This is a genomic window from Pseudomonas nitroreducens, from assembly GCF_014204515.1.
Lineage (GTDB): Bacteria > Pseudomonadota > Gammaproteobacteria > Pseudomonadales > Pseudomonadaceae > Pseudomonas > Pseudomonas nitritireducens_A.
Genome location: NZ_JACHLI010000012.1, coordinates 138,445 through 157,220, shown reverse-complemented (window position 1 = coordinate 157,220; position 18,776 = coordinate 138,445). Strand labels below are relative to the sequence as shown.

14 protein-coding genes and 3 tRNA genes are annotated in these 18,776 nt (G+C 62.9%); 6 read left to right on the top strand and 11 right to left on the bottom strand.

The genetic code is table 11. The features are described from left to right. Window positions 1–2 precede the first annotated feature (2 nt). Together HNP46_RS16775 and HNP46_RS16770 are read left to right on the top strand one after the other, a co-directional pair. Window positions 3–1,022, top strand: a complete 1,020-nt coding sequence (locus HNP46_RS16775; protein WP_184590913.1) for an ABC transporter permease — start codon at window positions 3–5, stop codon at window positions 1,020–1,022. Between the two features lies 1 nt (window position 1,023). After that, window positions 1,024–2,634: an ABC transporter ATP-binding protein gene (locus HNP46_RS16770; protein WP_184590911.1), complete on the top strand. Its 1,611-nt coding sequence runs from the start codon at window positions 1,024–1,026 to the stop codon at window positions 2,632–2,634. A gap of 85 nt (window positions 2,635–2,719) precedes the next feature. Here HNP46_RS16770 and HNP46_RS16765 read toward each other — a convergent pair whose 3' ends face one another. The 9 genes from HNP46_RS16765 to HNP46_RS16725 all read right to left on the bottom strand — a co-directional run bounded on the left by HNP46_RS16765 (window position 2,720) and on the right by HNP46_RS16725 (window position 11,667). Then, window positions 2,720–4,609 (bottom strand): SurA N-terminal domain-containing protein, encoded by a 1,890-nt coding sequence (locus tag HNP46_RS16765; protein WP_184590909.1) that lies wholly within the window; start codon window positions 4,607–4,609, stop codon window positions 2,720–2,722. A 227-nt stretch (window positions 4,610–4,836) separates the two neighbouring features. Next, the gene (hupB, locus tag HNP46_RS16760) at window positions 4,837–5,109 is read right to left on the bottom strand and encodes a nucleoid-associated protein HU-beta (protein WP_003087931.1); all 273 of its coding nucleotides are present in this window, start codon (window positions 5,107–5,109) and stop codon (window positions 4,837–4,839) included. Window positions 5,110–5,245: 136 nt separating this feature from the next. Then, window positions 5,246–7,642, bottom strand: a complete 2,397-nt coding sequence (gene lon, locus HNP46_RS16755; protein WP_184590907.1) for an endopeptidase La — start codon at window positions 7,640–7,642, stop codon at window positions 5,246–5,248. A gap of 133 nt (window positions 7,643–7,775) precedes the next feature. After that, window positions 7,776–9,056, bottom strand: a complete 1,281-nt coding sequence (clpX, locus tag HNP46_RS16750) for an ATP-dependent Clp protease ATP-binding subunit ClpX (RefSeq protein WP_184590905.1) — start codon at window positions 9,054–9,056, stop codon at window positions 7,776–7,778. Between the two features lie 107 nt (window positions 9,057–9,163). Further along, window positions 9,164–9,802, bottom strand: a complete 639-nt coding sequence (gene clpP / locus HNP46_RS16745) for an ATP-dependent Clp endopeptidase proteolytic subunit ClpP (protein ID WP_184590903.1) — start codon at window positions 9,800–9,802, stop codon at window positions 9,164–9,166. Between the two features lie 93 nt (window positions 9,803–9,895). After that, a complete protein-coding gene (tig, locus tag HNP46_RS16740; RefSeq protein WP_184590901.1) occupies window positions 9,896–11,206 on the bottom strand; it encodes a trigger factor in 1,311 nt (436 codons plus the stop codon). Between the two features lie 142 nt (window positions 11,207–11,348). Further along, window positions 11,349–11,433 (bottom strand) — tRNA-Leu (locus HNP46_RS16735). 52 nt (window positions 11,434–11,485) lie between these two features. Beyond that, window positions 11,486–11,561, bottom strand: a tRNA-His gene (locus tag HNP46_RS16730). A 29-nt stretch (window positions 11,562–11,590) separates the two neighbouring features. Beyond that, window positions 11,591–11,667 (bottom strand) — tRNA-Arg (locus HNP46_RS16725). A gap of 262 nt (window positions 11,668–11,929) precedes the next feature. On the opposite strand from HNP46_RS16725, the gene folD reads away from it, so the two are divergent. Beyond that, complete coding sequence (gene folD / locus HNP46_RS16720) at window positions 11,930–12,784, top strand: bifunctional methylenetetrahydrofolate dehydrogenase/methenyltetrahydrofolate cyclohydrolase FolD (protein WP_184590898.1); 855 nt, start codon at window positions 11,930–11,932, stop codon at window positions 12,782–12,784. A gap of 63 nt (window positions 12,785–12,847) precedes the next feature. On the opposite strand, the gene cysS is transcribed toward folD, so the two are convergent. After that, complete coding sequence (gene cysS / locus HNP46_RS16715; protein ID WP_184590896.1) at window positions 12,848–14,236, bottom strand: cysteine--tRNA ligase; 1,389 nt, start codon at window positions 14,234–14,236, stop codon at window positions 12,848–12,850. 3 nt (window positions 14,237–14,239) lie between these two features. Continuing rightward, a complete protein-coding gene (locus tag HNP46_RS16710; RefSeq protein WP_184590978.1) occupies window positions 14,240–15,922 on the bottom strand; it encodes a glutamine--tRNA ligase/YqeY domain fusion protein in 1,683 nt (560 codons plus the stop codon). 121 nt (window positions 15,923–16,043) lie between these two features. On the opposite strand from HNP46_RS16710, the gene HNP46_RS16705 reads away from it, so the two are divergent. From HNP46_RS16705 to HNP46_RS16695, 3 genes are all read left to right on the top strand, one after another. Beyond that, entirely contained in the window at window positions 16,044–16,550 is a 507-nt protein-coding gene (locus HNP46_RS16705; protein WP_184590894.1) for a peptidylprolyl isomerase, read from the top strand. 4 nt (window positions 16,551–16,554) lie between these two features. Further along, a complete protein-coding gene (gene lpxH / locus HNP46_RS16700; RefSeq protein ID WP_184590892.1) occupies window positions 16,555–17,277 on the top strand; it encodes a UDP-2,3-diacylglucosamine diphosphatase in 723 nt (240 codons plus the stop codon). 123 nt (window positions 17,278–17,400) lie between these two features. Beyond that, window positions 17,401–18,729: an SPFH domain-containing protein gene (locus tag HNP46_RS16695; protein WP_184590890.1), complete on the top strand. Its 1,329-nt coding sequence runs from the start codon at window positions 17,401–17,403 to the stop codon at window positions 18,727–18,729. Window positions 18,730–18,776: the final 47 nt, after the last annotated feature.

The window sequence follows — 18,776 nt, the reverse complement described above, 5'->3', positions numbered from 1 at the left end:
CGATGCGCCTGTCTCCCATCAATCAGCGCCGCTGGGCGCGCTTCAAGGCCAACAAGCGTGGCTGGTGGTCGCTCTGGCTGTTCCTCGCGCTGTTCATCCTCAGCCTTGGCGCCGAGCTGATCGCCAACGACAAGCCACTGGCGGTGCGCTACGACGGCCAGTGGTACTTCCCGGTCATCAAGCGCTACCCGGAAACCGCCTTCGGCGGCGAGTTCCCCATGGAGGCGAACTACAAGAGCCCGTACATGCGCGAGCAGATCGCGCAGAAGGACGGCTGGATCCTCTGGCCGCCGATCGCCTACAGCTACGACACCATCAACTACGACCTGCGCGTGCCGGCGCCCTCCGCGCCCACGGCGGAAAACTGGCTGGGCACCGACGACCAGGCGCGCGACGTGATGGCGCGGGTGATCTACGGCTTCCGCGTGTCGGTGCTGTTCGCCCTGATCCTCACCGTGCTCAGCTCCATCGTCGGCGTCATCGTCGGCGCGCTGCAGGGCTTCTACGGCGGCTGGGTCGACCTGCTCGGCCAGCGCTTCCTGGAAATCTGGTCCGGCCTGCCGGTGCTCTACCTGCTGATCATCCTCGCCAGCTTCGTCCAGCCAAGCTTCTGGTGGCTGCTGGGGATCATGCTGCTGTTCTCCTGGATGAGCCTGGTGGACGTGGTGCGCGCCGAGTTCCTCCGCGGCCGCAACCTGGAGTACGTGCGCGCCGCGCGGGCCCTGGGCATGCGCAACGGGGCGATCATGTTCCGCCACATCCTGCCCAACGCGATGATCTCCACCCTGACCTTCATGCCTTTCATCCTTACCGGCGCGATCGGCACCCTGACCTCCCTGGACTTCCTCGGCTTCGGCCTGCCCGCCGGTGCGCCGTCGCTGGGCGAGTTGGTCGCCCAGGGCAAGTCCAACCTGCAGGCGCCCTGGCTGGGCATCACCGCCTTCGTGGTGCTGGCCGTGATGCTGAGCCTGCTGGTATTCATCGGCGAGGCCGCCCGTGATGCCTTCGACCCGAGGAAGTGACATGAGCCAGAACGAGAACCTCATCGAAGTCCGCGACCTGTCCGTCGATTTCCTCTGCGGCGAGGAACAGGTCCGCGCGGTGGAACACATCAGCTTCGACATCCGCAAGGGCGAAACCCTGGCACTGGTGGGCGAAAGCGGCTCCGGCAAGTCGGTGACCGCGCACTCCATCCTGCGCCTGCTGCCCTACCCCACCGCCAGCCACCCCTCCGGCAGCATCCACTATGCCGGCAAGGACCTGCTCAAGCTGCCCGAGCGCAAGCTGCGCGGCATTCGCGGCAACCGCATCGCCATGGTGTTCCAGGAACCCATGACCTCGCTGAACCCGCTGCACACCATCGAGAAGCAGATCGGCGAAGTACTGGCCCTGCACAAGGGCATGAGTGGCAACCAGGCCCGTGCACGCACGCTGGAACTGCTGGAGCTGGTCGGCATCCCCAACCCCGCGTCGCGCCTCAAGGCCTACCCCCATGAACTCTCCGGCGGCCAGCGGCAACGGGTGATGATCGCCATGGCGCTGGCCTGCGAGCCGGAACTGTTGATCGCCGACGAACCGACCACGGCGCTGGACGTCACCGTACAGCTGAAGATCCTCGACCTGCTGCGCGATCTGCAGCAGCGCCTGGGCATGGCCCTGCTGCTGATCACCCACGATCTCAACCTGGTCCGGCGCATCGCCCACCGCGTCTGCGTGATGAAACGCGGCTGCATCGTCGAGCAGGCCGACTGCGAAACCCTCTTCGCGGCCCCACAGCACCCCTACACGCGCGAATTGCTCGGCGCCGAGCCCAGCGGCAACCCCGCGCAGAACGCGCCTGGAGAGCCGCTGCTGGAGGTCGATGACTTGCGGGTGTGGTTCCCGATCAAGAAAGGCGTGTTCCGCAAGACCGTCGACCACGTAAAAGCGGTGGACGGCATCGACTTCAGCCTGCCGCGCGGGCAGACCCTGGGCATCGTCGGCGAGAGCGGCTCGGGCAAGTCCACCCTGGGGCTGGCGATCCTGCGCCTGATCAACAGCCAGGGCGGCATCCGCTTCGAGGGCCAGGCCATCGAAGGCATGAACCAGGCGCAGGTCAGGCCATTGCGGCGCGAAATGCAGGTGGTCTTCCAGGACCCGTTCGGCAGCCTCAGCCCGCGCATGTCGGTGGGCCAGATCGTCGGCGAAGGCCTGGAGATTCACGGCATGGGCACGGCCGAGGAGCGCGAGCAGGCGATCATCGCGGCGCTCAGGGAAGTCGGGCTCGATCCGGAAACCCGTCACCGCTACCCCCACGAGTTCTCCGGTGGCCAGCGGCAGCGCATCGCCATTGCCCGCGCCCTGGTGCTCAAGCCGGCGCTGATCCTCCTGGACGAACCGACCTCGGCACTGGACCGCACCGTACAGCGCCAGGTGGTCGAGTTGCTGCGCAGCCTGCAGGAGAAGTACAACCTGACCTACCTGTTCATCAGCCACGACCTGGCCGTGGTGAAAGCCCTCAGCCACCAGTTGATGGTGATCCGCCACGGCAAGGTGGTCGAACAGGGCCTGGCCGAGGAAGTCTTCGCCGCGCCCCAGCACGCCTACACCCAGCAACTGCTGGAGGCTGCCTTCCTGGCGCCGACGCCGGCCTGATTCCTCAGCGCAAAGAAAAAGGCCGCGACTGCGGCCTTTTTTCTTCACCGGAAACAACAAGGGCCGCTTGCGCGGCCCTTGTCTGTCACTTCTTGGCGTCGTCGAATTTCTCGATCTTCGCCTGATCCTGCAGGTAGCGGCGGAACGCGGTGAAATCGTCCGAACCGCTGCGCGAGGCGAGGAAACGCTTGTACATCGCCTTCTCTTCTTCGCTGGGCTTGGCCTCCGGCTCGCTCACACCGCTGAGCTTGACCAGCACGAAGTCGCCGTTCTGCAGTGCCACGCCGCCCAGACTGGGCTTGTCGGCGCTTTCCGGGCGAGCCATGCGGAACGCACTCTGCAGCACCACCGGATCGACGCCCTCCTGGCCACGGGCAGCCGCTTCCACGACTTTCCACTGCTGGCCTTCCTGGGCCTGGGTCAGCGGGATCTTGCCGTCGCGCAGACCGGCCAGCAACTCTTCGCCGCGCTTCTTCGCATCGGCGGCCGCGTGCTCGACCTGCAGGCGCTTGAGGATACTGTCACTGACCTGCTCCAGGGTTTCCTGCTCAGGCTTGTGGTGCTCCTTCACGCGCAGCACGACCACAGTGTCCGGGTCCAGCTCGATGGCGCCGCTGTTGGCTGCCTCTTCCAGCACTTCCGGGCTGAACGCCGCCTGGAGAACCTGACGGTTGGCGGTGATGCCTTCGCCGCCTTCACGACCGAACGGCTTGCTGGTCTGCACCTTCAGGCCCATGTCCTGAGCCGGCTGACCCAGATCGGCAGCTTCGTAGGCGGAGCTTTCCAGCTGCTTGGTGGCGTCGACGAAGCGCTGCTCGACCAGTTGGGTCTTCACTTCGCGCTCGAGCTTGGCCTTGAGGCTGTCGAAGCTCGGAACCTCGGGGGCCTCGACGCCCAGCAGCTTGATCAGGTGCCAACCGTAGGAAGTCTTCACCGGGGCGGAAACCTCGCCCTTCTTCAGCGCGTAGAGCGACTCTTCGAAAGCCGGGTCGTAAACGCCACGACCGGCATAGCCCAGGTCACCACCGTTGGCGGCGGAGCCGGTGTCGTTGGACAGCTCCTTGGCCAGCTTGGCGAAGTCCTCGCCCTTGTCCAGGCGCGCCTTGATCTCGTCGATCTTCGCCTTGGCCTGCTGGTCGTTCTGCTTGTCATTCACCTCGATCAGGATGTGCGCGGCGTCGCGCTGCTCGGACAGGCCGGCGATTTCCTTCTGATAGAGGGCGTCCAGGTCTTCCTTCTTCACTTCAACCTGATCGAAGAACGCCGACTTCTTCAGTTCGACGTAATCGATGGTGACCTGTTCGGGAGTCATGAACTCGGTGCTGTGGGCGTCGTAGTACGCCTTGATCTCGCTGTCCTCCACCTTGCTCCTGGCCGGGTCGGCCTTCAGGGTCAGGGTGGCGAAGTCACGGGTCTGCTTTTCCAGGCGGGCGAACGCGGTCAGTTCGTCATCGGTAACGAAACCGGTACCGGCGATGCCGGCGCGCAGTTGGCCGATCAGCATTTCCTCGCCGAACATGCGGCGGAACTGCATGCGGTCATAGCCCATCTGGCGGATGACCTGGTCAAAGCGCTCGGCGCTGAACTTGCCATCCACCTGGAACTCGGGAGTCGACAGGATCAGCTGGTCCAGGGCCTGCTGGGAGAAGGCGAACTTGTCGTTCTGCGCGGCCTGCAGGATCAGCTTGCGCTCGATCAGCGCCTTGAGCGCCGATTCCTTGAGCAGCTTGTCGTCGAGCATGGAAGCATCGAAGTCCTTGCCCAGGCGCTGCATCAGCTGGCGACGCTGCATATCAGCGGCCTGCTGCAGTTCCGGCAGGCCGATGTCGTCTCCATTGACCTGGGCGGCGACGTTCTCGTGGTGGGTTGCGCGAATGATCTGATCGAACCCGGTCAAAGCCATGAGGACAACGATCACGCCCAGGATGGTCTTGGTGATCCAGCCTTGGGAATTGTCCCTGATGTTTTGCAGCATGCGGCCCCCGACGCGGCCACGGCTCACCGTCAATGGCGGCGCGGCGTGGAAAAAAGGCAGATATAAGAAAGGCGCATCCGAGGATGCGCCTTCTCGTAACGGGTGGAGCTGGCGGGCTTCGAGCCCGTGACCCCTGATGATTCCAACCGACCTACGCCAGCCGGGTCATCGCTCCGTGACCGGCCCAACCGAAGTTGAACCGGTTCGGGTCAAGTCCAAAAAGACGCTTAGTTGACGGCGTCCTTGAGGGCTTTACCGGCCTTGAAGCCCGGGATCTTAGCAGCAGCGATCTTGATCGGCTTGCCGGTTTGCGGGTTGCGACCGGTGCGAGCAGCGCGCTCTTTGACAGCGAAGGTGCCGAAGCCTACCAGTACGACGGAGTCACCAGCCTTCAGGGCGCCAGTTACGGACTCGATCACCGCGTCCAGAGCGCGACCGGCAACAGCTTTCGGGATATCAGCAGATGCGGCGATAGCATCGATCAGTTCCGACTTGTTCACTCTAAGTCCCCTTATTTCTGTTGAGTATGTTTCTATGTGTTAGGTGTAAGCAAAAGCAGGTGCTGGTTTGCCATCTGACAAAGCAAGTGCCGCTTTATAACAAGGGCTCAAAAACAGTGTCAAGAAAGCCCCCCAACTAATGCGTGCTGATTCGCTCCTTGGAATCAGACTCGCGCTTCTCATCCTTTGCAACCATCTCGGGAGCCGCATCGGGCAAGGGCTCCGGGGCGTATTGCAGCGCAATTTGCAGGACTTCGTCAATCCATTTAACCGGTTTAATAACGAGATCGGCCTTAATATTATCCGGAATTTCCCTAAGGTCTCGTACGTTTTCCTCGGGAATGATCACAGTCTTGATTCCACCCCGGTGCGCCGCGAGAAGTTTTTCCTTCAGCCCACCGATGGCCAGCACCTGACCACGCAAGGTGATCTCACCGGTCATGGCGACATCCGCCCGAACCGGGATCTGGGTGATCGCCGACACGAGCGCCGTACACATGCCGATGCCCGCGCTAGGGCCGTCCTTGGGCGTCGCGCCCTCCGGAACGTGGATGTGGATATCGTGTTTCTCGTGGAAATCCGCCGCGATCCCCAGGCTCTTGGAACGGCTGCGAACCACGGTCAGCGCGGCAGTAATCGACTCGGCCATGACGTCGCCCAGCGAGCCGGTCTTGGTCAGCGCGCCCTTGCCGGGAACCATCGCTGACTCGATGGTCAGCAATTCGCCGCCGACCTGGGTCCAGGCGAGGCCAGTCACCTGACCGATCTGGTCCTGCTGCTCGGCCAGGCCGTAGCGGAACTTGCGCACACCCAGGTAGTTCTCCAGCGAATCCGGGGTCGCCACGGCGTCGATGCGCTTGGCCTTGCCGCCGTCCTTCACCGCCTTGCGGCAGACCTTGGCAATCTGCCGCTCAAGGCTGCGCACCCCGGCTTCACGGGTGTAATAGCGAATGATGTCACGGATGGCCGCTTCCTCGAAGATCAGCTCGTCCTTCTTGAGACCATTGGCCGCAGTCTGTTTCGGTACAAGATATTTCGAGGCGATGTTGACCTTCTCGTCCTCGGTGTAGCCAGGCAGGCGGATGACTTCCATGCGGTCCAGCAACGCAGCCGGAATGCTCATGGAGTTGGCCGTGCAGAGGAACATCACGTCGGAGAGGTCGTAGTCGACTTCCAGGTAGTGATCGTTGAAATTGTGGTTCTGCTCCGGATCGAGCACCTCCAGCAGCGCCGAGGCAGGGTCGCCACGCATGTCGCTGCCCATCTTGTCGATCTCGTCCAGCAGGAACAGCGGGTTGCGCACGCCGACCTTGGTCATCTTCTGAATCAGACGACCGGGCATGGAGCCGATGTAGGTCCGGCGGTGACCGCGGATCTCGGCCTCGTCACGCACGCCACCCAGGGCCATACGGACGAACTTGCGGTTGGTCGCGCGGGCGATGGACTCGGCCAGCGAGGTCTTGCCCACGCCGGGCGGGCCGACCAGGCAGAGCACCGGGCCCTTGAGCTTCTTCACGCGCTTCTGCACGGCGAGGTACTCAAGGATGCGTTCCTTGACCTCTTCCAGACCGTAATGGTCGGCATCGAGGATGTCCTCGGCCTTGTCCAGGTCGTGGCGAACCTTGCTCTCAGCCTTCCACGGCACGTTCACCAGCCAGTCGATGTAGGATCGCACCACGGTCGCCTCGGCGGACATCGGCGACATCTGCTTGAGCTTGTTCAGCTCGGCAGTGGCCTTGGCCATGGCTTCCTTGGTCAGGCCGGCAGCGTCGATGCGCTTCTTCAGCTCCTCGACTTCGTTGTGGCCTTCGTCGATATCACCCAGTTCTTTCTGGATGGCCTTCATCTGCTCGTTGAGGTAATACTCGCGCTGGCTGCGCTCCATCTGCTTCTTCACGCGGCCGCGGATGCGCTTCTCGACCTGCAGCAGGTCGATCTCGGCATCCAGCATGGCCAGTACGTGCTCGACGCGGGCGGACAGCTCGGTGATCTCGAGGATTTCCTGCTTCTGCTCGATCTTCAGCGCCATGTGCGCTGCCATGGTGTCTACCAGGCGGCCGGGCTCGTCGATGCTGTTGAGCGAAGACAGGACTTCAGCCGGGACCTTCTTGCCCAGCTGTACGTACTGCTCGAACTGGCTGAGCAGGCTGCGGGTGAAGACTTCGGATTCGCGCTCGCCGACGCTCGCCTCGTCGATGATCGAGACTTCGGCGCGGCAGTAGGCTTCCTCGTCGATGAAGCGCTCGACCTGACCGCGCTGCTCGCCTTCCACCAGCACCTTGACGGTACCGTCGGGCAGCTTGAGCAGTTGCAGGACGGTGGCCACGGTACCCATGCGGTACAGGCCGTCCGCGCCCGGATCGTCGTCGGCCGGATTCTTCTGCGCCAGCAACAGGATCTGCTTGTCGCTGGTCATGGCGGCCTCGAGGGCCTCGATGGATTTCTCACGTCCCACGAACAGCGGGATGACCATGTGCGGATACACCACTACGTCACGCAGGGGCAGCAGGGGCAACTCGACGAGTGTTTTCATGATATTCGGCTCTACAGCGGCACTTGGCCAAAACGATGGGATTGGACCCTTCGGCCTAAGATGGGGTTAGGACTGGGAAAAAACAAGCGCGGTAGATGGGAAGAAAAAAGGGGCCCTAGGGCCCCTTCTGGTTTCAGGCGTCAGGCGCGGCCTTGGCCGGCTGCTCGGTGTTCTCGTAGATCAGCAGGGGCTGGGACGAGCCATCGATGACGCTCTCGTCGATGACGACCTTGCTGACATCGTTCTGCGAGGGAATCTCGTACATGGTGTCGAGCAGGATGCCTTCGAGGATCGAACGCAGGCCACGGGCGCCGGTCTTGCGCTCCAGGGCGCGGCGAGCCACGGCCTTGAGGGCGTCCGGGCGGAACTCGAGGTCCACGCCTTCCATTTCGAAGAGCTTGGCGTACTGCTTGGTCAGCGCGTTCTTCGGCTCGGTCAGAATCTGCATCAGCGCAGGCTCGTCCAGCTCGTCGAGGGTCGCGATGATCGGCAGGCGGCCGACGAACTCGGGGATCAGACCGAATTTCACCAGATCCTCCGGTTCCACCTCACGCAGCGCCTCACCCACCTTCTTGCCTGCTTCCTGGCTGCGAACCTCGGCGTTGAAGCCGATGCCGCCCTTGGTGGAGCGGTTCTGGATGACCTTTTCCAGGCCAGCGAACGCGCCACCGCAGATGAACAGGATGTTGCGGGTGTCGACCTGCAGGAATTCCTGCTGCGGGTGCTTGCGGCCACCCTGGGGCGGTACGGAAGCCACGGTGCCTTCGATCAGCTTCAGCAGGGCCTGCTGAACGCCTTCGCCGGACACGTCGCGGGTGATCGACGGGTTGTCGGACTTGCGCGAGATCTTGTCGATTTCGTCGATATAGACGATGCCCATCTGGGCCTTCTCGACGTCGTAGTCGCACTTCTGCAGCAGCTTCTGGATGATGTTCTCGACGTCTTCGCCCACGTAGCCAGCCTCGGTGAGGGTGGTGGCATCGGCGATGGTGAAGGGAACATTGAGCAGACGCGCCAGGGTTTCGGCGAGCAGGGTCTTGCCCGAGCCGGTCGGGCCGATGAGCAGGATGTTGCTCTTGCCCAGTTCGACGTCGTCCTTGCGCTCACGCTGGTTCAGGCGCTTGTAGTGGTTGTACACCGCTACTGCCAGGGTTTTCTTGGCACGCTCCTGGCCGATCACGTACTGATCGAGGATGGTGCGGATCTCTTTCGGCGCCGGAAGCTTGTGCGCACTGCTCTCTGCCTGTGCTTCCTGCACCTCCTCACGGATGATGTCATTGCACAGGTCGACGCACTCGTCGCAGATAAAGACCGAGGGGCCGGCAATCAACTTGCGCACTTCGTGCTGGCTCTTGCCGCAGAAGGAGCAATACAGCAGCTTGCCGTTGTCCTCGCCGTTGCGGGTGTCAGTCATTCGATCGTTCCAATCGGGGATATACGTGAAGGACAAGATGAAGGCATTCGCAGGCATTTTCAAGCCCGCGAGCGGCCGGATTACCGGCCGCGGTGCAGCGGAGAGACTTAGCTGGCGGTCGGACGCTGGGTGAAGACCTGATCGATCAGACCGTATTTGACGGCCTCTTCGCCGCTCATGAAGCGGTCACGATCGGTATCGCGGGCGATGACGTCCAGCGGCTGGCCGGTGTGGTGCGCCAGCACGTTGTTCAGACGCTCCTTGATGAAGAGGATTTCCTTGGCATGGATCTCGATGTCCGAGGCCTGGCCCTGGAATCCGCCCAGCGGCTGGTGGATCATCATGCGCGAATGCGGCAGGCAGTAACGCTTGCCAGCGGCGCCGCCGGCCAGCAGCAGGGCACCCATGCTGCACGCCTGGCCCACGCAGATGGTGGACACGTCGGGCTTGATGAACTGCATGGTGTCGTAGATCGACATGCCAGCGGTGACCGAACCACCCGGGGAGTTGATGTAGAGGTGGATGTCCTTGTCCGGGTTCTCGGCCTCGAGGAACAGCAGCTGGGCCACCACCAGGTTGGCCATGTAGTCCTCGACCTGGCCGACCAGGAAGATGATCCGCTCCTTGAGCAGGCGCGAATAGATGTCGTAGGAACGCTCACCGCGGGCGGATTGCTCCACCACCATCGGCACCAGACCACCAGCGGCCTGAATGTTCGGAACTTGCGGCATATAAGGATTATGCATGTCCGACGATCACTCCCTAATAAAAAGTCATGTCTCTATAGACGCACAAGCCAGCCCGAAGGCTGGCTTGTGACAATCGAACGAAGCGTTGGATCAGGCCGCTTGCGGAGCTTCTGCAGGCTTGACCGCGTCTTCGTAGGATACCTGCTTGTCGGTCACATTGGCCTTCTGCAGGACAGTATCTACAACTTGTTCTTCCAGTACAACCGAACGGACTTCGTTCAGTTGCTGGTCGTTCTTGTAGTACCAGGAAACGACTTGTTCCGGCTCCTGATAAGCCGAAGCCATCTCTTCGATCATTTCGCGAACGCGGGCCTCGTCAGCCTTCAGTTCGTGCTGCTTGACCAGTTCGGCGACGATCAGACCCAGCACGACGCGGCGCTTGGCCTGCTCTTCGAACAGCTCGGCCGGCAGTTGGTCGGGCTTGATGTTGCCACCGAACTGCTGGACAGCCTGGACGCGCAGACGATTCACTTCGTTGCCGATCAGGGCTTTCGGAACTTCGATCGGGTTGGTCTCGACCAGACCTTCCATCACCTGGTTCTTCACCTTGGACTTGATGGCCTGACGCAGTTCACGCTCCATGTTCTTGCGAACTTCGGTGCGGAAGCCTTCCAGGGTGCTCTCCTTCACGCCGAACAGAGCGAAGAACTCTTCGTTCAGTTCCGGCAGCTTCGGCTCGGCGACGCTGTTGACGGTAGCGGTGAACTCGGCGGCTTTGCCGGCCAGGTCCAGGTTCTGGTAGTCCTCGGGGAAGGTCACGTTCAGCACGCGCTCTTCACCGGCCTTGGCGCCCACCAGGCCTTCTTCGAAGCCCGGGATCATACGGCCGGAGCCCAGCACCAGCAGGGTGCCCTTGGCGGAACCGCCAGCGAAGGCTTCGCCGTCGATCTTGCCGACGAAGTCGATGTTCAGCTGGTCATCGTTCTGCGCGGCGCGCTCAACGGTCTCGAAGCGGGTGTTCTGCTTGCGCAGGATTTCCAGCATGTTGTCGAGGTCAGCGTCAGCCACGTCAGCCTGCAGGCGCTCGACCTTGATGCCGTCGAAACCGGCAACCTGGAACTCGGGGAAGACTTCGAAGGTAGCGATGTACTCGAGGCCCTTCTCCTTCTCGAACACTTTCGGTTCGACGGAGGGAGCACCGGCCGGGTTCAGCTTCTGCTCGACCACGGCTTCGTAGAAGGTTTCCTGGATCAGGTCACCGAGGGCTTCCTGACGAGCGGCGGCTTCGTAGCGCTGACGGATCACGCTCATCGGCACCTTGCCGGGACGGAAGCCAGGAACCTTGGCGCGACGAGCAGTCTGCTGCAGACGCTTGTTGACTTCGGTCTCGATACGCTCGGCCGGCACGCCAACGGTCATGCGGCGCTCAAGAGCGGAGGTGCTTTCAACGGAAACTTGCATGGATATTCCTCGTGGCACAGACGTAAGCCGGTCCTTCCGGCTCCCAGAATCAAGGGCAAGCATTCTAGTAGCTAGAAATGCAGAAGTCACCCTGACCGGAAGCTGCGGAAATTCACGGATGCGAGAGCTTATGGAAAGAAGATGGTGCGGACGGAGAGACTCGAACTCTCACAGCTTGCGCCACTGGAACCTAAATCCAGCGTGTCTACCAATTTCACCACGTCCGCAGGGTACCGCAGAAACGAAAACGCCAGGCTCTAGGCCTGGCGCTTCGGAATATGGGGTGGACGATGGGAATCGAACCCACGACACCAGGAGCCACAATCCTGTGCTCTACCAACTGAGCTACGCCCACCATATTACATGCTTGTTCCGAACGCCACTTGGCGCACCCGGCAGGACTCGAACCTGCGACCATCCGCTTAGAAGGCGGATGCTCTATCCAGCTGAGCTACGGGCGCTTTAAGTGGCGGCAACCCTTGCTAAGCAGATCCGGTGTTACCACCCGATCGGTTGGCACCGCCTCTTTCGTGTTTCAGGCTGTGCTCGGCAAGCGGGGCGCATGTTATCGATGAGGCCATACCCCGTCAACAACTTTTTTAAAAAAAATTCAAAGAGATAAAGGAGTTACGCCAAATCAGGGGCTGCCGCCTTTGCCTTATGGAGGCAGCGTGCGAAAATGCGCGCCTTCTTTTCTCCCGCCTTGATGGTTATCCCCCCGACATGACTGCAAAACTGATCGACGGCAAAGCGATCGCCGCCAGCCTCCGCCAGCAGATTGCCCAACGCGTCAATGAACGCCGCCAGCAAGGACTGCGCATCCCCGGCCTGGCTGTGATCCTGGTCGGTAGCGACCCCGCCTCTCAGGTCTATGTCGCGCACAAGCGCAAGGACTGTGAAGAGGTCGGCTTCCTCTCCCAGGCCTACGACCTCCCCGCCAGCACCACCCAGGAAGAGCTGCTGGCGCTGATCGACCGCCTGAATGCCGACCCGGCCATCGACGGCATCCTGGTCCAGCTGCCCCTCCCCGCCCACCTCGACGCCTCCCAGCTTCTGGAGCGCATCAACCCGGACAAGGACGTGGACGGCTTCCACCCCTTCAACATCGGCCGCCTGGCCCAGCGCATCCCGCTGCTGCGCCCCTGCACCCCGAAAGGCATCATGACCCTGCTGCAGAGCACCGGTGTCGACCTGTACGGCATGGACGCAGTGGTCGTCGGCGCATCGAACATCGTCGGTCGCCCCATGGCGCTGGAACTGCTGCTGGGCGGCTGCACCGTCACCGTGACCCACCGCTTCACCCGTGACCTGGCCGACCACGTGCGCCGCGCCGACCTGGTGGTCGTAGCCGCCGGCAAGCCGGGACTGGTCAAGGGCGAGTGGATCAAGGAAGGCGCCATCGTCATCGATGTGGGCATCAACCGTCAGGAAGACGGCAAGCTGGTGGGTGACGTGGAATACGACGTGGCCGCCGAACGCGCCAGCTGGATCACCCCGGTGCCGGGCGGTGTCGGCCCGATGACCCGTGCCTGCCTGCTGGAAAACACCCTGTACGCCGCCGAACACCTGCACCCCTGACAGGTTTTCGACGCGCAAGAAAAAGGCCGCTGATCAGCGGCCTTTTTCAATTCCAGGGGAGCCTTACTCGGCCAGACGCCAGGTAGTCCCACCCTTGCCGTCTTCCAGCACCACGCCCAGGGCGGTCAGCTCGTCGCGGATGCGGTCGGACTCGGCCCAGTTCTTCGCCGCGCGGGCATCCAGGCGAGCCTGGATCAGCGCTTCGACCTGTGCCGCGTCGACCTTGCCAGCCGCACCCGCCTGCAGGAACTCGTCGGCGTCCAACTGCAGAACACCGAGCAGAGCACCCAATTCACGGACGCGCGCCGCCAGGACCGCAGCCGCCGCCGGATCGCTCTCGCGCAGGCGGTTGACCTCGCGGACCATCTCGAACAGCACTGCCACCGCTTCCGGCGTGCCGAAGTCGTCGTCCATCGCGACACTGAAGCGCTCGACGAACTCCTCGCCACCCGCGGCAGCTTCCTGCGGCAGGCCGCGCAGCGCAGTGTAGAACCGCTCCAGCGCGCCCTTGGCTTCCTTCAGGTTGTCTTCGGAGTAGTTGATCGGGCTGCGGTAGTGGCTGGAGACCAGCAGGAAGCGCACGACTTCCGGGTGGTACTTCTCCAGCACTTCGCGGATGGTGAAGAAGTTGCCCAGGGACTTGGACATCTTCTCGCCATCCACGCGCACCGCGCCGGCGTGCATCCAGCTGGCCGCATAGAGCTTGCCGGTAGCCGCCTCGCTCTGGGCGATCTCGTTCTCGTGGTGCGGGAACACCAGGTCCGGGCCGCCGCCATGGATGTCGAAGGTCTCGCCCAGGCAGCAGGTGGACATCACCGAGCACTCGATGTGCCAGCCCGGACGCCCGGCACCCCAGGGCGATTCCCAGCTCGGCTCGCCCGGCTTGGCGCCTTTCCAGAGCACGAAGTCCAGCGGGTCCTCCTTGGATTCGTCGACCTCGATCCGCGCACCGATGCGCAGGTCTTCGATCTTCTTGCGCGACAGCTTGCCGTAGCCGGCGAACTTGCCGACCCGGTAGTAGACGTCGCCGTTGCCCGGCGCGTAGGCGTAGCCCTTGTCGATCAGGGTCTGGATCATCTCGTGCATGCCGGCGATATGGCCGGTGGCACGCGGTTCGATATCCGGACGCAGCACCGACAGGCGCGCCTCGTCCTCGTGCATTGCGGCGATCATGCGGGCGGTCAGGTCTTCGAACGATTCACCGTTCTCCTGGGCGCGGCGGATGATCTTGTCGTCAATGTCGGTGATGTTGCGCACATAGGTCAGGTCATAGCCGCGATGGCGCAACCAGCGGGCGATGACGTCGAACGCCACCATCACGCGGGCATGGCCGATGTGGCAGAAGTCGTACACGGTCATGCCGCACACGTACATGCGCACCTGGTTGCCCACCAGCGGCTTGAAGCTGTCCTTGGTCTTGGACAGCGTGCTGTAGATCTGCAAGTCAGCCATCCGTCACTGCCCCCAGGAATCGCGCAGGGTCACGGTGCGGTTGAACACCAGGGCGTCGGCCCTGGAGTCCTTGGCGTCGGCGCAGAAGTAACCTTCACGCTCGAACTGGAAGCGATCTTCAGCCGTCGCAGCGGCCAGCGACGGCTCGGCGCGGCAGCCCTTGAGCACCACCAGGGAGTCCGGGTTGATGTTGTCGAGGAAGCTGCCGCCCTCTTCCGATTTCTCCGGGTTGGCGGAACGGAACAGACGGTCATACAGGCGCACTTCGCACTCGACGCTCTCGGCGGCCGGCACCCAGTGGATCACGCCCTTGACCTTGCGACCCTCGGGGTTCTTGCCCAGGGTGTTCTCATCGTAGCTGCAGCGCAGTTCGACGATGTTGCCGGCGGCATCCTTGATGGCTTCGTCGGCGCGGATCACGTAGCTGCCACGCAGGCGCACTTCGCCGCCCGGAATCAGGCGCTTGTAGCCGGCCGGCGGGACTTCTTCGAAGTCGCTGGCGTCGATGTAGATCTCGCGGCTGAACGGCAGCACGCGCACGCCCATGTCCTGCTTCGGATGGCGCGGCAGTTCGAGGTTCTCGACCTGTCCTTCCGGATAGTTGGTGATGACCACTTTCAGCGGCTTGAGTACGCACATGGCACGACCGGCGTTGGCGTCCAGGTCGTCACGGATGGCGAATTCCAGCATGCCGATATCCACCAGGCCGCCGGCGCGGTTCACGCCGATCATGTCGCAGAAGGCACGGATCGACGCCGGGGTGTAGCCGCGGCGGCGGTAGCCCGACAGCGTCGACATGCGCGGGTCGTCCCAGCCATGCACGTGGTTTTCATCGACCAGTTGCTTGAGCTTGCGCTTGCTGGTGATGGTGTAGTTCAGGTTCAGGCGCGCGAATTCGTACTGGCGCGGCTGCGCCGGCACCGGCAGGTTGGCCAGGAACCACTCGTACAGCGGGCGATGATCCTCGAACTCCAGGGTGCAGATGGAGTGGGTGATGCCCTCGATGGCGTCCGACTGACCGTGGGTGAAGTCGTAGCTGGGGTAGATGCACCACTTGTCGCCGGTCTGGTGGTGATGGGCGTGGCGGATGCGGTAGAGGATCGGGTCGCGCAGGTTGATGTTCGGCGAGGCCATGTCGATCTTCGCGCGCAGCGAACGGGCGCCGTCCGGGAACTCGCCGGCTTTCATGCGGGCGAACAGGTCCAGGTTCTCTTCCACCGAACGCTCGCGGAACGGGCTGTTCTTGCCCGGCTCGGTCAGGGAGCCACGGTAGGCGCGCATTTCCTCGGCGTTCAGGTCGCAGACGAAGGCCTTGCCGGCCTTGATCAGGTCCACCGCCCAGTCGTGCAGCTGGTCGAAATAGTTGGACGCATAGCGCACCTGCCCGGCCCAGTCGAAGCCCAGCCATTTCACGTCGGCCTCGATGGCGTCGATGTATTCCTGGTCTTCCTTCGCCGGGTTGGTGTCGTCGAAGCGCAGGTGGCAGTCACCGCCGAACTCCTTGGCCAGGCCGAAGTTCAGACAGATGGACTTGGCGTGACCGATATGCAGGTAGCCGTTGGGCTCCGGCGGGAAGCGGGTGACGATCTTCTGGTGCTTGCCACTTTCCAGGTCGGCCTGAACGATCGGGCGCAGGAAATTGGCGGCAACAGTGGCTTCTTTCGTATCGGCGGTAGGCTTGCTCATGGTGTCCTTGATCATGCTGGTGTTCGGCCAGGGTAGGCCAGCCAAACCAAAGCGCTTATCATAGCCGAAGCTGTCAACCCCCTGACAGGCCTTCGATTTTTACAAAGAGCGGAAATTCCTGATGTCTACCACCGTCAAACTGCAGACCAACTTCGGCGATATCACCCTTGAACTGTTCGACGACAAGGCGCCGGAAACCGTGGCCAACTTCAAGGAGTACGTGAAGGCCGGCCATTACGACAACACCGTCTTCCACCGCGTGATCAACAACTTCATGATCCAGGGCGGCGGTTTCGAGCCGGGCATGAAACAGAAGTCCACCCGCAAGTCGATCAAGAACGAAGCCAACAACGGCGTCGGCAACAAGGTCGGCACCGTTGCCATGGCCCGCACCATGGAACCGCATTCGGCCAGCGCGCAGTTCTTCATCAACGTCGCCGACAACGATTTCCTCAACCACAGCGCACCGACCGTTCAAGGCTGGGGCTACTGCGTGTTCGGTGAAGTGAAGGACGGCATGGACGTGGTCAACAAGATCAAGACCGTCGCCACCACCATGCGCTCCGGCCACCAGGACGTACCGGCCGACGACGTGATCATCGAGAAAGCAGAAGTCATCGGCGAGTGAGTCGATGAGCGTCCTGTTCATCTCGGACCTGCATCTCGAAGCGGAACGCCCGGATATCACCCGGGCGTTCTTGCATTTCCTCGCCACCCGCGCCCGCGCGGCCGAGGCGCTGTACATCCTCGGCGACTTCTTCGAAGCCTGGATCGGCGACGACGGCATGGACGAGTTCCAGCACGGCATCGCCCGCGCCCTGCGCGAGCTCTCTGACAGCGGCACGCGCATCTACCTGATGCACGGCAACCGCGACTTCCTGATCGGCCAGGGGTTCTGCCGCGAAGCCGGCTGCACCCTGCTGCGCGACCCGAGCCTGATCGACCTGGGCGGCGAGAAAATCCTGCTGATGCACGGCGACAGCCTGTGCACCCTCGATGTGGCCTACATGAAGCTGCGCCGCTGGCTGCGCAACCCGCTGACGCTGTTCATCCTGCGCCACCTGCCGCTGGCCACCCGCCACAAGCTGGCGCGCAGGCTGCGCAGCGAAAGCCGCGCACAGACCCGCATGAAGGCCAGCGATATCGTCGATGTCACCCCCGCCGAGGTTGAACGCATCATGCGCGACAAGGGCGTGCGCATCCTGATCCACGGCCATACCCACCGCCCCGCCGTCCACGAACTGGAGATCGATGGCCGTCCCGCGCGACGCATCGTCCTCGGCGACTGGGATCGCCAGGGCTGGGCCCTGGAAGCCGACGAGCAGGGCCTGCGGCAGGCACCCTTCACCCTGTGAAGCTCCGGGCCACCGCAATGGTGGCCTTTTGGCGTTAACCCACTCGCACTGTCAGACCCTTCCTATTGACCAGCAGGGGCGGCGTTGAGCAGCATTCACGGTTTGCTCACTCAAGGAAGAAACATGTTCAGCAAGGGAAACCTCATCAAGTTCGGCGCCCTGCCCCTGGCACTGGTCGCTGCCGCCTTCATCCTGTTCAACGGGATCTTCTTCTATAACGAAGCCGGCTTCATGACCCACGTGCGCACCATCTTCGGCGACGAGAAGGTGGTCGACGACGTCGGTTACGCCACCAAGTGGTTCGGCCGCGCCACCACCTGGAAGAAGGCGATCAGCGTGCAGTCCGTGCTGATCACCGACGACAACGACAACAACCCCGACAACGACGGGCTCGGCGCCACCATCGAGGCCTTCCCCATCGTCTTCCTCGGCAACGTCGACGCCAAGGTCGAGTCCTCGGCGCGCTTCCGCCTGCCCGGCGGCGACCAGTTCCTGAAGATGGCCCAGGAATATCGCAACCCGGACAACTTCATCCGTACCGCGCTGGTCCCGGCGATCAAGGAAACCCTCCAGGCCACAGCCTCGCTGATGACCGCCGATGACTACTACGCCGGCGCGCGCAGCGAATTCGCTGCGGAATTCGAAAACCAGCTCAACGACGGCCTGTACCTGATCAAGCGCAAGGAAGTGCGCGGCCCGCGCGGCGCCGTGCCGCACCAGACGGCCATCCTCCAGGCCGGCACCGAACAGGGCAGCTTCGGCGACAACAACGCCAGCCAGTTCGTCACCGAGAAAGTCACCGACAGCAAGGGCATCCCGGTACGCAAGCAACAGCAGTTCCGCAAGTTCGGCGTCGAAGTGGTGGAAGCGCGTATCACCAACGTTGACCCCAACCCGCAGTACAAGCAGCGCATGGTCAAGGTGCAGCAGGCTCTCGCCGAGCTGGCCGTAGCGCGCCAGAACCGCCTCAAGGAAGAGGAAGAGAAGCTGCTGGTCACCGCCCGCGGCGAGAAGGAAGTGGAAGCCAAGCGCCAGGAAACCCTGCGCGACCAGATCGAGCGCACCACCCAGGCGGAAACCGAGAAGCAACTGGCGGTGATCAACGCCGAGCGCGAGAAGCAGCGCGCCGAGATCGAGAAGCAAACGGCCGAACTGCTGCGTGACAAGGCTGCGGTAACGGCGCAGGCAACCAAGATCACCGCCGACGCCGAGGCTTACGCTCGTGAAGCGGTGATCAAGGCGGACGGCGCGCTGCAACCCAAGCTGGACGCGCTGATCGCCATCAACAAGGTCTGGGCTGAAGCCGCTGCCCAGGCGCCGGTACCCAGCGTCATGATGGCGGGCAGCCCGACCGGCGCCAGCAGCCGCCAGGACGAAATCGGCCAGCTGATGGGCGTACTGGCCACCAAGGCCGCGCGCGACCTGGCGCTGGACCTGAAGGTAAAGGACTAAGCGGAGCTTTTCTGTAGGAGCGAGCTTGCTCGCGAACGGATTGCCCG

Bases quoted from the DNA above. Each gene is read 5' to 3' on its own strand.
- clpX (WP_184590905.1), bottom strand. From the start codon at position 9,056: ATGACTGACACCCGCAACGGCGAGGACAACGGCAAGCTGCTGTATTGC.
- cysS (WP_184590896.1), bottom strand. From the start codon at position 14,236: ATGGCTGACTTGCAGATCTACAGCACGCTGTCCAAGACCAAGGACAGC.
- HNP46_RS16705 (WP_184590894.1), top strand. From the start codon at position 16,044: ATGTCTACCACCGTCAAACTGCAGACCAACTTCGGCGATATCACCCTT.
- HNP46_RS16710 (WP_184590978.1), bottom strand. From the start codon at position 15,922: ATGAGCAAGCCTACCGCCGATACGAAAGAAGCCACTGTTGCCGCCAAT.
- folD (WP_184590898.1), top strand. From the start codon at position 11,930: ATGACTGCAAAACTGATCGACGGCAAAGCGATCGCCGCCAGCCTCCGC.
- HNP46_RS16695 (WP_184590890.1), top strand. From the start codon at position 17,401: ATGTTCAGCAAGGGAAACCTCATCAAGTTCGGCGCCCTGCCCCTGGCA.
- HNP46_RS16770 (WP_184590911.1), top strand. From the start codon at position 1,024: ATGAGCCAGAACGAGAACCTCATCGAAGTCCGCGACCTGTCCGTCGAT.
- HNP46_RS16765 (WP_184590909.1), bottom strand. From the start codon at position 4,609: ATGCTGCAAAACATCAGGGACAATTCCCAAGGCTGGATCACCAAGACC.
- clpP (WP_184590903.1), bottom strand. From the start codon at position 9,802: ATGCATAATCCTTATATGCCGCAAGTTCCGAACATTCAGGCCGCTGGT.
- lpxH (WP_184590892.1), top strand. From the start codon at position 16,555: ATGAGCGTCCTGTTCATCTCGGACCTGCATCTCGAAGCGGAACGCCCG.
- HNP46_RS16775 (WP_184590913.1), top strand. From the start codon at position 3: ATGCGCCTGTCTCCCATCAATCAGCGCCGCTGGGCGCGCTTCAAGGCC.
- lon (WP_184590907.1), bottom strand. From the start codon at position 7,642: ATGAAAACACTCGTCGAGTTGCCCCTGCTGCCCCTGCGTGACGTAGTG.
- tig (WP_184590901.1), bottom strand. From the start codon at position 11,206: ATGCAAGTTTCCGTTGAAAGCACCTCCGCTCTTGAGCGCCGCATGACC.